The organism is Halorubrum sp. SD690R (genome assembly GCF_005435035.1).
Lineage (GTDB): Archaea > Halobacteriota > Halobacteria > Halobacteriales > Haloferacaceae > Halorubrum > Halorubrum ezzemoulense.
Genome location: NZ_SGTV01000007.1, coordinates 53,047 through 67,441, shown reverse-complemented (window position 1 = coordinate 67,441; position 14,395 = coordinate 53,047). Strand labels below are relative to the sequence as shown.

Genomic DNA, 14,395 nt, shown 5'->3' with positions numbered 1-14,395 from the left:
TCGTCGGACTTGTGGTCGTTCATCGGGTCTGTTTTGGTTCGACCTCGTGACACTCGGTCATGCGTTCGTCGTCTTCCTCTGTAGGCACTTCACGCCACTCAGGATCGACTTGGCGGCAGTGTTCAGTTGCGATCGGACAGCGTGGATGAAAGCGGCAGCCACTGGGAAGATCGATCGGCTCAGGTACCTCGGAGCCAATTTTCGAACTCTCTAACGGCTCCCGCGGGTCCGGCGAAGGAATACTCTCAACGAGCGCCTTCGAGTAGGGGTGTTTCGGATCATCAACAATCGCATTGGCATCACCCATCTCGACAATCCGACCGAGGTACATCACGCCAATACGATCGCTCAGGTACCTAGCTGCGCCGATGTCGTGAGTGATGATAAAAAACGAGATGTTCCGCTCGTCGCGAAGTTCATCAATAAGATCCAGCACACGTGCACGAACACTTGCGTCGAGCATGCTCGAAGGCTCATCAGCAACAATGAACTCAGGATCAAGCACCAGCGCTCGCGCAAACAGCACACGCTGGAGTTGCCCGCCACTGAGCTCCTCCGGGTAGCGATCAAGGAAGTCGGTGACAGGAAGGAGATTTACGTCGGTAAGTGCCCGGTGGATCCGGTCGCGCTGCTCTTGATAGTCGGTAATCCCGTGGATCTCCATGGGTTGACACAACAGTCCCCAGACAGTCCGCTTAGGATTGAGCGCCTCGAACGGGTCTTGATACACGATCTGAAGATGCTGACGCATAGTCTGCATCTCACTGTCTGACAGCGAGGCGAGGTCTGTCCCGTTAAACCGAATTTCGCCGGCAGTCGGTTCGATCACACGAAGTAAGGTTTTGCCGAGAGTGGTTTTTCCACATCCGGACTCACCGACGACAGAGAAGATCTCTCCCTTGTCGATCGAGATACTCACACCATCCACGGCGCGGACCCGCTCGTCGTCTGTGAACAGCGACTCGATCCAACCTGCGCTTTTGACGTAGTGTTTTTCCAGGTTCCGCACTTCGAGTACCGGATCTTCACTCGTGTCCTTCTGCGCTGTAGTGAACTCAGAGCTCATAAATCAGACACCTCTTCATGGTGGAAGCAAGCTGCCTTATGTCCATCTCCCACCGGTTCCATCGGCGGCTCGTCAGTCTCACATTGTCGGGTGGCCAGTTCACACCGTTCAGCAAACCGGCAGCCACTTGGTGGGTCCCGGAGGTCAGGTGGGGTGCCATCGATTGTCTCAACTTGATCCGGCGGCCGTCGAGGGTCGATGAGACTCTGTAGCAACAGCGCGGTGTAAGGATGCTTCGGCGCGTCGTACAGCGCTTCGGCAGGTGCGTTCTCAACGATCTTGCCCCCGTACATCACCCCAATCCGGTCCGAGAGCTTCATAATGGCCGCAAGGTTATGCGAGATGACGAGCATCCCGAAGTTCAACTCCTCTTGTAGCCGCTGGAGCATATTGAGTACCTCTGCCTGTACAATCACGTCAAGTGCCGTCGTCGGCTCGTCAGCGATCAGTAGGTCCGGTTCACAGGCGATCGCCATCGCGATGGCGGCCCGTTGTTTCATTCCACCAGAGAGTTCGTAGGGATACTGCTCTGCCACATCAGCTTGGAGATTGACTTTCTCCAACAATTCGCGGACACGGCTCTCTCGCTCAGTTTTCGGAACGATATCGTGGACGCGAAGTGGCTCTCTAATCTGGTCACCAACAGTTTTGACAGGGTTGAACGCATTCTGGGCGCCCTGATAAATCATTGAGATATCGGCCCATTGAATGTCCTTTACTTCTGATTTGGGTAGTTGTCCGATCTCTCGGCCCTCAAACAGAATTTCTCCATCAACGATGTCTCCCTGCGGCGGAAGCGCCCGAACAAGACTCAATCCCAGCGTCGACTTTCCGCACCCGGATTCACCCACTAGTCCATACGTCTCCCCGCGAGCGATCTCAAAGTCGACACCGTCGACGGCCCGTACGGGGGTGTCGGCCTCGTCTTCACTGTAGTACGTCGAGAGGTTCCGAACCGACAGTAGTGTGTTGTCAGTCCCAGTTGATCGCTCCTGTCTCTGTTTGCTCATAAGTATCGGGTGTGTGATTCGTTTGTTAGCAGTTCATCTCGGGCCATCAATCGTCACCCCAGGTCCGCCGCTGGAGACGCGGATTGAGTACCTCATCGAGTGCGCTCCCGACGAGGATGAAGCTAAACGCTGCCAGCACGATACCAAACCCGGGGAGAATCATCCACCACCAAGCACCACTGCTCAGAGCGGCCTGTTTCTGTGCGAAGTAGAGCATCGTACCCCAAGAGATACGAGCGGTGTCACCCAGTCCGAGGAAACCAATCGCAGCCTCCATCAGAATAGTGTACACCATCTGAAGAATACCGTTCGCGAACACAACCGGTAATATGTTCGGAAGGACCTCCTGCCGCATAATGCGGAGATCAGACGCACCAAGCGCCTCAGTCGACTCAACGAAGTCGTTCTCACGGACACTGAGCGTCTTTGCTTTGATTGTCCGGGCTGGGATCGGCCACGAGAGCAACGATAGGATCAGGATGATGTTCCAAACGCTGCTACCTGCGTACGCGGCGAAGACGACGACCAGCACGAATGGTGGAAACACGAGGCTCATGTCGATGGCCGTCGTGATCCAGCGACCGATGCGACCGCGGTAATAGCCGGCTGGGACACCAATCAGCGTCGCGACAAGCGTTGCGACAACACCACTAGTGACGCCCACCAGCAATGATATTCGGCCACCGTAGAGGAAGCGGGAAAGAACATCCCGTCCTAAGTCGTCGGTGCCGAACAAGTGTTCGACTGATGGGGCTGCTAGCGCCGGTCCGACCCCGTAGGCCTCCGGATCGTACGGCGCGATCAGGGGAGCCGTGATGCTGATGAACACGATGGTTCCCAGCAACACCGTTCCGAGGAGGCCCTTCCGGTTCGTCAGGAACGCACGTGTGAACTGCCGGAACCGGTCCACACGTCTGTTTTGGTTTCCGCCGGCAGTCTCCTCAGCCGTACTCATCTGTACACCTCAATGTGGAAGCTGTGTTGTTGGTTCATTCGCCACCTCCGATCCGAGGGTCGATGATCGTGTACAAAATCTCCGCGAGGAACATCGACCCGAGTACCATGACGGCAAGGAAAAAGAACGTTGCTTGGATAACTGGGTAGTCGCGGGCTAACACCGCCTCAAACATTAGCTGCCCCATGCCGGGGTAGCTGAACACAGTTTCGACTAGCACCGCACCTCCGGCAAGCCGACCGATCTGAAAACCGAGTTGAGTTAATACTGGAGGGAATGCTGGCGGGACAGCATGGCCGAACAGCACCTGTCGCTCAGAGAGACCCTTGCTCTCGGCAATCTTGATGTAGTTCTCCGGGAGGATATCGAGTAAACTCCCGCGCATCAGGAAGGTGTATCCTGCGAGGAAGTACGCAGACATGGTCACCACGGGGAGCACTGTGTGGTATGATAGGTCAACGAAATACGCGAAAAACGAGGGGTGAGTGGCGCTACTTGTCGCACCCGAAATTGGGAACCACGGGATAACGTACCCGAAGACGAATACAAGGAGAATTGCGAGCCAGAACGTCGGAATCGACCGGAAGAATAGCGAAGACTGGGTGACAAATAGATCTTCGCGCTCGCCAAAGTTCCAAGCTGCGAACGCACCGAGCGGAATCCCCACAACGACGCTGATAGTAACACTCGCACCCATCAGGTACAGCGTCCGTGGCAATCGCTCAATAATGAGATCTATGACGGGAGTCGGGTAACGGGCGAACGAGACGCCGAAGTCGCCGGTGAAGGTGTTTGACAAGTAGAGCAGAAACTGCTCCCAGACAGGCTTGTTCAGCCCGAACTCCTGTAACAGTTGTTGACGTGCCGCCTCAGTGAACCCGGGACCGACAAACCGTGTCGTCGGGTCGCCAGGCATCACTCGTGGGATCGCGAAATTCACTGTAAGGATAGCGGCGAACGCCGCGAGATAATTACGGACCCGTGTGGCGATGTACGCTTTCTTCGAAGATGTGTTTGCCATTCGTTGAAAAAGGAGATTATGAGCTACTTGGGATCGAGCTGGACCATCGGGCCGCTCCCGGGTTCATGCCCGTAGGGGCTCTGCATTCCGTAGCGGGGAATCGGATTAGTACTCTCCCAAGCACTGGATCGAATACCGTGGAGCAGTTGTGGATAGTAGAGTACGACCCACGGGAGTTCGTCGACGAGGATCTCCTGTGCATCATAAAGGTACTCTTGACGCTTCTCAGGGTCAGTTGCCCGGCGTTGCTGTCTCATCAGTTCGTCGAACTGTTCATTGTGGTACTGACTAGTATTGAGCGTCCCTTCCTCCTCGAACACCGGCGAGAGGAACGGGTCGGGGTCGAACCAGACACGCCAAGTGTTGAGCGTGAGATCGTAGTCCTGTTCGACCGAGACCTTCTGGGTGTGGGAGTTGGACTCCATTGAATTAACCTCAACAGAGATGCCAACCTCACCAAGTTGACGGGAGAGCACTTCTGCGATCCGAGGCCAGTTCCCCGTGTTCTGGATTGAGAGGACAAGTTCCAGCGGGTCACCGCTCGGCATCACTCGGCTGTTACCCTGTTGCTCGTACCCGTTCTCCGACAGGATACTGCGGGCCTGTTCTTGATTGTGGGCGTAGCTGCTTGTCTCCGAGTTGTGGTAAAACTCCAGTCCCGGTGGGACCGGCGAGTAACCCGGCGTAGCATAGCCCGCGTTGACGAGCTCAGCGACAGTGTCGCGGTCAACCGCGTATGCCATTGCCTTTCGGAGCGCTTCGTCCGAGAGTGGCTCACGGTTGGTGTTGATTCCGAGGTACGTGACGTACGTTGATCCGCCTTCGACTACCTCCAGATTGTTCGCGCTCTCTATTTCCTCGACATACTGTCCAGGCTGGAGGCGCAACATGTCACCACTCCCCTCCTTCATCGTCAGCACCTGCGAGTCTGTCGAGGCAATAATCTCTATTCTGACGCTATCGTAGTCAGGCACCTCGCCCCAGTACTCGTCGTCAACTGAGAAGTTGATGAACTGATCCTGCTCGCGGTTTTCAAAGACGAATGGCCCGCTTCCGATTGGATCTTCTGTATTCGAAGCCTCGGTGGGATTGTCGAACTCCGACCAAATGTGCTTCGGAATAACCAGCCCCAGATCGGCGAGCACCAGTGGTAACGCCGCATACGGCTGGGTCAATGGGGTTGTAACCGTGTATTCGTCTTCAACGGTGATTTGATCGGGATCTGCTATCACACTCGACAGAGAGCCGAGGTAGGGCCAGTCGTACTCTTTGATCGAGCGGAAAGTGAAGGCGACATCCTCTGCGGTCAGAGGCTCACCATCGTGCCATGTAATCCCTTCCTGAATTGTCCACGTGTAACTGGCACCATCTTCAGATGTTTCCCAGCTTTTTGCGACATGACCAATGGCCTGTCCCTCGCCATCAACACTTGTTAACGGCTCGTACATCATCCGAGCGGCGTCGTAGTCCGGAATGGTGAGCCATCCGAGTGGGTTGATGTTGTTTACTCCGCCAGGCCAGATGACAGAAAGCTCGTCATCGGTGGTGCTGCTCCCATCACTTCCGTCACTCCCGTCGCTCTCAGTCGTGCCGTTGTTTGTCCCTGTACCATCGCCGCTTGGGCTACCGGAACAGCCGGCCAGCATCGCCGTGACGGTACTCGCACTCGTCGCTTGCAAGAAGCGACGGCGATCAAGACTTATCTTTTCGTTTATGTCATTTTTCATAGTATTAGTTGTGTTTTGGAGTGGTAACGTTGGTCGTGTTTTGAGTGAATTTGGCCTGGTTGTTACACACTGTCACTCAATAGAGCGATGTATAGCATACCTGTTAAAGGTAGTTGTGAATGCTGAATACCTCTGAGTACTGTGCCTGCTGTCGTATGAAGAGTTCACATCGATAGATCCATACTGGTGAGATCAGGTTGGACCAGCAGACAAGGAAAAACAACAGATTCTTGATTTATTTGATAACGAAATGTCATACCCACTCTGGAAGCGGCCTTGGAACCAGCTGACCACTACTACCTATCTGGTGACTGAGTTCGAGTGGGCTACGAGCACAGTCTTTTCCGGAAGTCTGAGAGCGCCGCGCCGTCGATTAGGAGACGCAACTTGTCCGCGCTGTCGAAAATGTGCTAGCACCGCTTGGCTAGGATCGGTCGCAAATTCGGCAAGCACTCGCGGAGACACGGGTACCGGAGTTGCCGGCATTCGCAAGTAGTGGAGAAATTCGCTCTTATGTAGAAACACGGAAAGCCCGTATAATTACACTCAGACAGTTCTAATCTGGCGATATGTCTTCCACTGAGTCAGCGTTCGGCGGGATGTTTCGGCAGCTAATCGAGCTCGGAGTTATCGAGATCAACACCGAGCCGCTCGATGCGCGCATCGAGCGGCGGCTCAAGCAGTTCTGGGAGAATACATCCTGTCCTCGCTGCGGTCACCAGAGCATTATGACGTGGGAGAATCACGACCGAGTTCGGTGTCGTAATTGCGAATTTAAGCCAGTATACACCCATGGAACGCCATTTCACGAGAAGCACCTCTCCTGTGGTGAGGTGCTTCTCGCTTTCACTCTCTACGCAGATACGCTGCTGAGTATCAACCAAATTGCGCCGCTGCTCGGTCGCGCTTACAAAACCGTTCACACGGCGATTCGGGAGGCGGAAGCCGCGGTTCAGCGCGGCTTCCCCCTCACCTGGGAACTGTTTAACCAGACCATCGATGGACCGACACAGGTCGACGAATCTGGCAAAGTCTGTTCTGGCTACAAAGGTCAAGAGCCGCCGCGAAACAGCCGTTCTCGCGGCGGCTCGTCGCGCACTGGCCGATCACGCTGGCGAGGGCGTCACGGTGACCAACTGACGCTCGTCGCGGCGTGCCGCGACTCGCTTCGTGTGATTCGCGGACAGCGTGGGATCGACTACGAAGGCGATCTTGAGCCAGTGATTCAGGAAGCTGAAGACCTCTCCCAGCCGCTGGGAGAGGTCTGGACAGATGGACTCCAAGCGTACCGCGAGATGGATCGGGATCACCGAACGGTCGTCCACAAAGAGAGGTACGTATCGCCTGACGGAGTCCATGTTAATCAGGCAGAATGTCTGTTTTCGCTTGTTCAACCGTGGCTGCGGAAGTTCCGCGGCCTGTCCAAGCAAGGCTTGGAACAGGCCGCTCATACATTCGGGATCATTAGATCGCTGAATCTCACAGGCGCATCCGTCGATATCACTATCGACTGCCTTGTTATGGGGGCTTTCCGAAGTTCTACATAAGAGCGAACGCTATCGTGGACGAAGCCCTCCGATATGAGTCCGACGTGATAGCCTTCGAGAACCTAACCCACATCCGCGATCGCACAGGTGCGTGTGGGGTCACAAGCGGGCGTTCCGAGCGCTGTACGAGAAAGTGGCGTATAAATCCGAAGCGAAAGGTATCTCAGTGAAGCAAGTCGGGCCACCGTACACGTCACAGCGGTGCGCCGAGTGTGGCTTCACAGCTGAGGAGAATCGCGCGACCCGCACCGATTTCCGGTGCGTGAAGTGCGAGTCGGAAGCGAACGCGGACTACAACGCGGCGAAGAACACCTGGATGTGGTATGTCCGTCGGGGCCAACAGTCGTCTCGCTGGACGGGCAATAGTCAGCATGCCCTAAAGTCTGGAACAGTGACGCCGAGTGGCGGATTCACCGCCTACCCGGATGGGTTCGAGGCCGAGTTCATGGACAAGCCCCACTCTCCACGAGCGAACCCCTCAGAGTGAGCGAAGTAGGGTGGGGTAGTTGACACACCTTATCGGCAAAGGCGAGACCCTCGACGGGTCGATGCTGTTCTCCGACGCCCTCGACATGGAGTTCGACAAGGTCGAGATCCCCAAGCAGGACGACTGCCCGGTCTGCGGCGATGACCCGGCCATCGAGTCCGTCCGCGACGTGGAGTACACGGCATCCTGCGCGATCGACGCTGGTGGCGACGCCGAACCGGAGATCGAAGCGATCGAGTAAGAGGCTTCCCTCCGACCCGGTTTGGGGCGACGCGAACCGGGGAGTTTCCGAGACGCGGATGGTTCGTAGCGCCGGTCTCGCCGTTTCCCGTTGAGCGACCGCGTGCCGAGTGCTGTGAGAATACTCGCCGTCTGCGGGGTTCGTTCAGCGCTCGGTTCGGATCGAGACGGTCTCCTGTTCGAACGCCTCTTCGTTGTCGCGCCACCGCCACGAGCCGACGAAGGGGTAGCCGTCAAGTGCGCAAATGACATACGAGTGGTCCGGCCACGTGGCCTGTGCGGCGTCCGTCTCGCTCGGGTGCGCCGGTCCGGTCGGGTGCGAGTGGTAGAACCCGACCACGTCAAGACCCGCCTCCTCAACGGTCTCAATCAGCTCAAGCTGCTCTTCGGGGTCGATCAGGTAGCGGATCTCTGGTGTTTCCGCGACGTTCTCAGCGGCGTACGTCCCTGTGACGACGCTCTTGTCACCGTCAGTGCCGTGTTCACCAGCGAGCACGCCACAGATCTCTGCCTCGCTGCCTTTGTACGCCCGATACACGATGTCATCGTACGCTGCCCGCGTGAGTTCGATCATACCCTGAGATAGCCTGATGTCCGGATAAGTCCGTTCCGACCGGCAAGAGGGGAGGCGAGTCAGGAGAACCGGCGGTCATTGAGGACGTGACGTACGCAAAAATAGGGGTGCTGTTCGCGGAGTTGACGTCGTCTCCGAGTCAGCGTTGTGTCGGGTGAGCGCGCCGAACCGTTTAGAACGTGATAATCTCGTAGTCGTCGCCGACGAGCGATTCGGGTTCGAGCCAGCAGTCACGAATACACTGAAGCGCCGGGAGACAGATCGGATCGAACTCGCCGGCACCGTCGTCCCTGTTCATACCGCGAGCTGGTGGCTGGCCTCGTCGTAGGCGAGTGCGGCTTGGATCACGGTGAGATTCTGCTGACTGTGCGCGTACAGAGGCGTTATAACAAGATACTGTCTAATCACAGTCGGATGGCTATACTGGACGACCTCTCGGGGTTCGAGTTCGAGGACCTGATAGAAGATGTCTTCCGCAACCTCGGCTACGAGAACGTCCGCCAAGCTGAGAAGACAGCTGACGAGGGCCGAGATGTCCTGATGGAGGAAGTCATCGACGGAACACGGAGAGCAATCGTCGTCGAGTGTAAGCACACGGGGACGGTCGGGCGGCCAGTCGTCCAGAAGCTCCACTCGGCGATCGCGACGTTCGACTTTGACGGCCCCAAACGCGGAATGGTCGTCACGACTGGCCGGTTCACGGACCCTGCGCAGGAGTACACAAACCGACTCCAACAGAACGACGACCCCCACCCAATCGAGTTGCTCGACGGCGAGGCTCTCCGGGAGATCGCCGACGAGATCGGGCTTGATCTCTATAACGGTCGCATTGAGATTCTCTGTGACGAGACGCTACGTCCCTACGATCCGGCAACAGATGTCGACGCCCCCGTCAAGGAGAGGTTCCGTGACATCGAGAACATCGAGGCCGCCGACCCTCCGGAGCCACATTCGACGGTGACGTTCCGCCCGGTGGTTGCGGTCACCGCGGACACGAACGCTGTCTTCGAGACATCGGTAGGCGTCATCCACCGGATCAACGATCGCACACAGTTCGTCGTCCACGCTGACCGTGGACATCCGAAGGTGGCCGACGACGATGTCGCGACGCTAGTCATCGAGAACTTCCACGCGGCGGTCCCCCTCGATATTGGACAGTTAACCGAGGTATTCGACGACGTCGAGGAGCGCCGATTTGGGCAGACCCAAACAGAGTACAAGGAGTGGGCTGTTGACCGGCTTCAGGACTATCACACGACGACGGTGACCTATACCGGCGACAACAACGTCACCTACAACAAGACGTGTAAGCCGAATCTCTCGGATATCTCTGTGCAATCGATCGAGCCGGTGTATCTCCCTGAGGTTCGGCAGACGACCGAGCTGCAAGAGTATTCGTATCCGTACGAATACTATGCTGCTGGCCCTTCACGGGTCACCTTGGAGGACGGGATTCATCGGTGCGTCCACTGCGAGACGAGCGGTATCGACGAGACCTACACCTACTGTCCGAACTGCGGGGCGATCGCCTGCCGCAGCCACATCGAGACCGAACGGGTGGAAGGTGAGCCGGTCTGTACGGGCTGTGCGGTGACCGAACGGTTCGCGTTGAAGCCGAAGTACTTCTACGGCGAACAGAATCTCGAGACGTTCCGCGAGGAATACGCCGAGATGCCACTTCACGAGAAGGCGATGGAGAACCCGTTACTGGCGGGCGGCAGCGTGGTCGCGGCGCTGCTGCTCATCATTGGACTGCTCGTTATCGGCGGGGTCATCTGAACGGGCTTGCTGATCACCTAGACTGGTGGTATTTATATCACCCTAGAAGCCCTGATGGGCGCTAACCCAGCGTTGAGGTCTGTTTGTCTACATCTACTTCGCAGTCGACGCCGTCGCTAGGCGCATCGGGTCACTCGAGAGTTGGCGCGGTCCGACGGATATTTTGCTGTTGGCGGCGACCTCCTCGTGAATGAGTCGCTACGGGACGGCCGGCCGATTCTTGCTTCTGTGTGCCGTCTGGGGAACCGCGTTCATGGCGACGGACGTCGGCCTGGCTGATCTCCCTGCGGTGCCGTTTGCGGCCGTGCGTTTCGACATCGCTGCCGCACTGTTGTTTGTCGCTGTGGTTGCCTCCGATGCGGATATCCGTCCCCATACTCGGGACGACTACGTCTATGTGCTCGTCGGTGGCGCGCTCACAATCGGTGCGCACCACGCATTCCTCTTCGCGGGCCAGCGGTACGTCACGGGCGGTGTCGCGGCCGTTCTGTTGGGTCTCGTCCCCGTGGTGACACCTGCGCTCACGCGGCTCGTCTCTACTGAGGAAGAGTTTACCGCTGCCACCGCACTCGGCGTCGTGCTTGGATTCGTTGGCGTCGTCGTCATCGCTGATCCCGACCCCGCGAATCTCGCGGACAGCGTCTTCGGAGTGTCGCTCGTGCTTGCGTCCGCACTTGCGTTCGCCGTCGCCGCGGTCGTCACGCACAGCAGGTCGCCGTCGATGCCGTTCCTCTCGACGCAGGCGTGGATGATGGCTATTGGCGCCGTCGTGCTCCACGCCGCTGTGATCGCAGTCCCTGGTCAATCGTTCGCGGCCGCCACGTGGACCCCGTCCGCACTCGCCGCACTTGCGTACCTTTCTGCCGTTGCTGGCGTCGGCGGCTTCTTGCTTTATTTCACGTTACTCGACGACCTCGGACCCATCGAGATGAGCTTCATTGAGTACGTCATCCCCGTGTTCGCAGCGCTGGCCGGCTGGCTCGTGCTTGGGCAGGAAGTGACGCCGGCGACCGTCGCCGGGTTCGGGTTCATCGTGGCAGGGTTCGTCGCCGCGAAGTGGCGGACATTGCGTGGAACATAGTGGTGCGTGATTGGTGACTTCGGGAGACCTTCCGAACACTTCGCTGGGGTCCCAGTGGTTGGCAAGTGCGGTACACGATCAAAGGATCATCTCACGAGCCGATTTTGAGTGGATCGCCTCCCTCCCAAGCGAGGATAAGATCTTACTTATTGGTAGAATTTGTGTCAATTCGTAATTCGGCGAAGTTACTACCTAATTTGCGGGTTGGTTCGCAACTCATACATACAAGGTTCGAGATCATAATTTCACGCCCCATACGAATGTCAGAACGCCCTCCATCCGATGATTCAGACGAGCAACCCTCCGATACCGATCTGGCCGACTGGCCATCAGATGACTCGGATCAAGACCAGTCGGCGCCACCGTGGATTCCGCTTGGCATTGTTGGGATTCTTGCTGTTGCCGTCGGCTGGTTCTTCCGGCCGTGGCTCCATGGCCTCATCTACACGGTGTATACGACGCCGCTACTGTTGCTTGGCATCATTGCTGGTAGTATCGCGGCGTGGGTTACCGTACGTGCGGGCGACCGCGTTGAGACCGTCATCAACACGCTCTCCAGCAGCGACCACACGATTACCCCACTTCGTGTCGGTGTAGTCGTCGTCGTGATCGCTGCGTTCGCGCTGATGCCCGTCGCTAACGCAGTCGCTGGCGTCACATTAAGCGACCAAACAATGAGCCAGACGGCTACTGTTGAGCAACTCGACGATGTTGACGCCGACAATCCCCGAATTGTCACGCGAGCGGTCGCCGAACGGTACGCATCGAACACACTCAACCGGCCGCAGTACCGCGTCGGGGAGACCGATATCAGCGTGGTGAATGGGACTCCCTACTGGGCTGCTCCGCTCGCTCCGGATGGCCTATTTAACACGATCACAAAGCGTCAAGCCGGAACTGTCCTTGTCGATATGACAACTCAGCAGGCGAATGTACGGTCCGTAGACGGCGAGCTCGAAACTGGCGTCGGAACGATCTTTTATCGGAACTACCGCTGGAAGCTCCTCAAATCGCAGGCGTATCTCGTGGACTACGGTGATCCGAAGATGGTCATCCACAATGAGACTCAATACATCACCGTCCCATACACTGAGCCCACATTCCACTTGACGCCGTTACCACACTCGACACCACAGTGGGGAGGCGTCGCCGTCATTGATCCAAGCGGTTCGATCGACATGCTCTCTCCCTCTGAGGCTGCGGCTAGCCCAATCCTTGACACTCAGCAACTGTATCCAGAGAAACTGGCGCTTCAATCGGTCGCGGCAACGAAGTACCGAAATGGAATCCTCAACACCTATACGAGCCACGAAGATGAAATCGAGATCGCGCCGCTTCCCGGAGACGGAAACGACCAGCCGTTCTTCATTCTCTCTGAGTCGGGGCCGCAGTACGTTGTTGCTGTCGAACCGTACGGCGACGCACAGGGTCTCCAAGAGTTGTGGACAATCGACGGCCAAACCGGAACCTTCGAACGCTACATCCCAACTGACTCGCTGTTCGGCCCACAGCGAGCAGCAGATCTCGTGCGGCAATCAGCGCCACAGACAGACTGGGACCGCTTTTCGCCAGCCGAACCCATTCTCACAGTCATCGACGATCGAGAGTATTGGCAAGTGCGCGTCGTCCCCGAAGATAACAGCGGGATCGCGTACGTCGCGTTTGTAGACGCACGGTCCGGGAACGTCGAGTCGTTCGAAGAGACTGACGCGATCTCGCAGTTCCTCGCTGGCGAGACACCGGTCGAGAATCCTACCGAAACAGACCCAGTGACGCCTACGGAGACGCCGACGGTTATCGTCCAACGAGTTGCCGAGAACGGTACTGTAATTGAGACCATGAGAGTGTACGACGACGAATCGCTCGAAATACGGACACCCACGAACACCTCCGTTGGTACAGAGAACGCGACCGCTCAAGCCCTCGGCAGTTAGGGAAATGGCTCGGTAATGTGGGCGCTATTGACTTCGGCATGCTGTCCACCTGACGAAGGCACCCCTAAAAGCCGCTACCCAACTTGTCCGATGTTATTCGATCCAAACGGTTTTGCGATTGACAAACTCCTTGATCCCAGCCTCGGAGAGTTCCCGGCCATAGCCTGAGTCCTTGACACCGCCAAACGGAACCCGTGGGTCGGACTTTACCAACTGATTCACGTACACGCAGCCCGCGTCGATACGGCTTGCCACACGTTCACCGCGGTCGCGGTCCTGCGTCCAAACGCTGGCTCAGAAACCAAGCAGACCGTCGCCCGGCGTGTACACCCACTAGAAACTGTCTTAGAAGCCGGGTTATTAAATGCTGTAGTGAGTACTAACACCACGTGACGGCCGACATGTATGTTGACAGGCCGCGGGTGCTGCTCGTTGACGATGAGAAGGAGGTCGCCGACGCGTACGCCCTCCGGCTGGACGCAGTGGCTGATGTCACAGTCACTTACAGCGGTCCCGAGGCGTTGTCTGCGGTCGACGAGTCTGACCCGCCGGATGTAATTCTCCTTGACCGGCACATGCCGGATCGATCTGGTGACGACATCCTCCGTGAGCTACGAGAGCACGACATTCACACTCGGATTATCATGGTGACCGCCATCGACCCGGGATTAGAACTTCTCGAACTTCCGTTCGACGACTACCTCTGTAAACCAGTCGACCGTGAAGATATCAGAGCCGCCGTCGACCAGCAGTGTCAGGTCCTCGCATACGAACTCCTCGGTCAGTACTTCGGAGTCGAATCGAAGCGAGCGGTTATCGCCGCTGAGTTGCCACAGGACCGTCTCGAGGACCACGATCAGTTTTCGTCGCTTGACGAGCAGGCCGACAGTTTGCGGGACCGCATCTGTCGGCTACTTCCCGACGCAGACGAGTTGTTAGATCAGTTCACCGGTATTGAGCGCGAAGGGTACTGA

13 protein-coding genes and 2 pseudogenes are annotated in these 14,395 nt (G+C 57.3%); 7 read left to right on the top strand and 8 right to left on the bottom strand.

The genetic code is table 11. From position 1 onward, the window contains the following. Positions 1 to 19 precede the first annotated feature (19 nt). From EXE41_RS06185 to EXE41_RS06165, 5 genes are read right to left on the bottom strand one after another with little or no spacing between them, the layout of a single operon-like run. A complete protein-coding gene (locus EXE41_RS06185; protein ID WP_094553235.1) occupies positions 20 to 1,066 on the bottom strand; it encodes an ABC transporter ATP-binding protein in 1,047 nt (348 codons plus the stop codon). Next, positions 1,063 to 2,076 (bottom strand): ABC transporter ATP-binding protein, encoded by a 1,014-nt coding sequence (locus EXE41_RS06180; protein ID WP_094495142.1) that lies wholly within the window; start codon positions 2,074 to 2,076, stop codon positions 1,063 to 1,065. The genes EXE41_RS06185 and EXE41_RS06180 overlap by 4 nt, the downstream gene beginning before the upstream one ends. 46 nt (positions 2,077 to 2,122) lie before the next feature. Next, the gene (locus tag EXE41_RS06175) at positions 2,123 to 3,031 is read right to left on the bottom strand and encodes an ABC transporter permease (RefSeq protein WP_094495143.1); all 909 of its coding nucleotides are present in this window, start codon (positions 3,029 to 3,031) and stop codon (positions 2,123 to 2,125) included. Between the two features lie 34 nt (positions 3,032 to 3,065). Beyond that, the gene (locus tag EXE41_RS06170; RefSeq protein ID WP_094495144.1) at positions 3,066 to 4,052 is read right to left on the bottom strand and encodes an ABC transporter permease; all 987 of its coding nucleotides are present in this window, start codon (positions 4,050 to 4,052) and stop codon (positions 3,066 to 3,068) included. Positions 4,053 to 4,075: 23 nt separating this feature from the next. Further along, on the bottom strand, positions 4,076 to 5,779 hold the full coding sequence (locus EXE41_RS06165) for an ABC transporter substrate-binding protein (protein WP_137690537.1): 1,704 nt from the start codon (positions 5,777 to 5,779) through the stop codon (positions 4,076 to 4,078). Positions 5,780 to 6,348: 569 nt separating this feature from the next. Here EXE41_RS06165 and EXE41_RS06160 point away from each other — a divergent pair. From EXE41_RS06160 to EXE41_RS06150, 3 genes and pseudogenes are all read left to right on the top strand, one after another. After that, positions 6,349 to 7,326 (top strand): IS1595 family transposase, encoded by a 978-nt coding sequence (locus EXE41_RS06160; RefSeq protein ID WP_137690536.1) that lies wholly within the window; start codon positions 6,349 to 6,351, stop codon positions 7,324 to 7,326. Next, positions 7,272 to 7,813, top strand: a pseudogene (locus tag EXE41_RS06155) (zinc ribbon domain-containing protein); the annotation flags it as partial. The gene EXE41_RS06160 and the pseudogene EXE41_RS06155, both read left to right, overlap by 55 nt. 19 nt (positions 7,814 to 7,832) lie before the next feature. Further along, on the top strand, positions 7,833 to 8,054 hold the full coding sequence (locus EXE41_RS06150) for a hypothetical protein (RefSeq protein WP_241987197.1): 222 nt from the start codon (positions 7,833 to 7,835) through the stop codon (positions 8,052 to 8,054). A gap of 144 nt (positions 8,055 to 8,198) precedes the next feature. On the opposite strand, the gene EXE41_RS06145 is transcribed toward EXE41_RS06150, so the two are convergent. Together EXE41_RS06145 and EXE41_RS19875 are read right to left on the bottom strand one after the other, a co-directional pair. After that, the gene (locus tag EXE41_RS06145) at positions 8,199 to 8,627 is read right to left on the bottom strand and encodes a desampylase (RefSeq protein ID WP_137690535.1); all 429 of its coding nucleotides are present in this window, start codon (positions 8,625 to 8,627) and stop codon (positions 8,199 to 8,201) included. A 172-nt stretch (positions 8,628 to 8,799) separates the two neighbouring features. Beyond that, complete coding sequence (locus EXE41_RS19875) at positions 8,800 to 8,925, bottom strand: hypothetical protein (RefSeq protein ID WP_255509803.1); 126 nt, start codon at positions 8,923 to 8,925, stop codon at positions 8,800 to 8,802. 116 nt (positions 8,926 to 9,041) lie between these two features. Here EXE41_RS19875 and EXE41_RS06140 point away from each other — a divergent pair, with 116 nt between their 5' ends. The 3 genes from EXE41_RS06140 to EXE41_RS06130 all read left to right on the top strand — a co-directional run bounded on the left by EXE41_RS06140 (position 9,042) and on the right by EXE41_RS06130 (position 13,421). Further along, complete coding sequence (locus EXE41_RS06140) at positions 9,042 to 10,406, top strand: restriction endonuclease (RefSeq protein WP_137690597.1); 1,365 nt, start codon at positions 9,042 to 9,044, stop codon at positions 10,404 to 10,406. 190 nt (positions 10,407 to 10,596) lie between these two features. Further along, positions 10,597 to 11,487, top strand: coding sequence for a DMT family transporter (locus EXE41_RS06135; RefSeq protein WP_094521370.1), 891 nt, complete (start codon positions 10,597 to 10,599; stop codon positions 11,485 to 11,487). A 260-nt stretch (positions 11,488 to 11,747) separates the two neighbouring features. After that, positions 11,748 to 13,421, top strand: a complete 1,674-nt coding sequence (locus EXE41_RS06130) for a hypothetical protein (RefSeq protein WP_137690534.1) — start codon at positions 11,748 to 11,750, stop codon at positions 13,419 to 13,421. Between the two features lie 93 nt (positions 13,422 to 13,514). On the opposite strand, the pseudogene EXE41_RS06125 reads toward EXE41_RS06130, so the two are convergent. After that, positions 13,515 to 13,715, bottom strand: a pseudogene (locus tag EXE41_RS06125) (aldehyde dehydrogenase family protein); the annotation flags it as partial. Between the two features lie 107 nt (positions 13,716 to 13,822). On the opposite strand from EXE41_RS06125, the gene EXE41_RS06120 reads away from it, so the two are divergent. Then, positions 13,823 to 14,395 carry a response regulator gene (locus tag EXE41_RS06120; protein ID WP_137690596.1) on the top strand — a complete coding sequence of 191 codons (573 nt, stop codon included), beginning with the start codon at positions 13,823 to 13,825 and terminating at the stop codon, positions 14,393 to 14,395.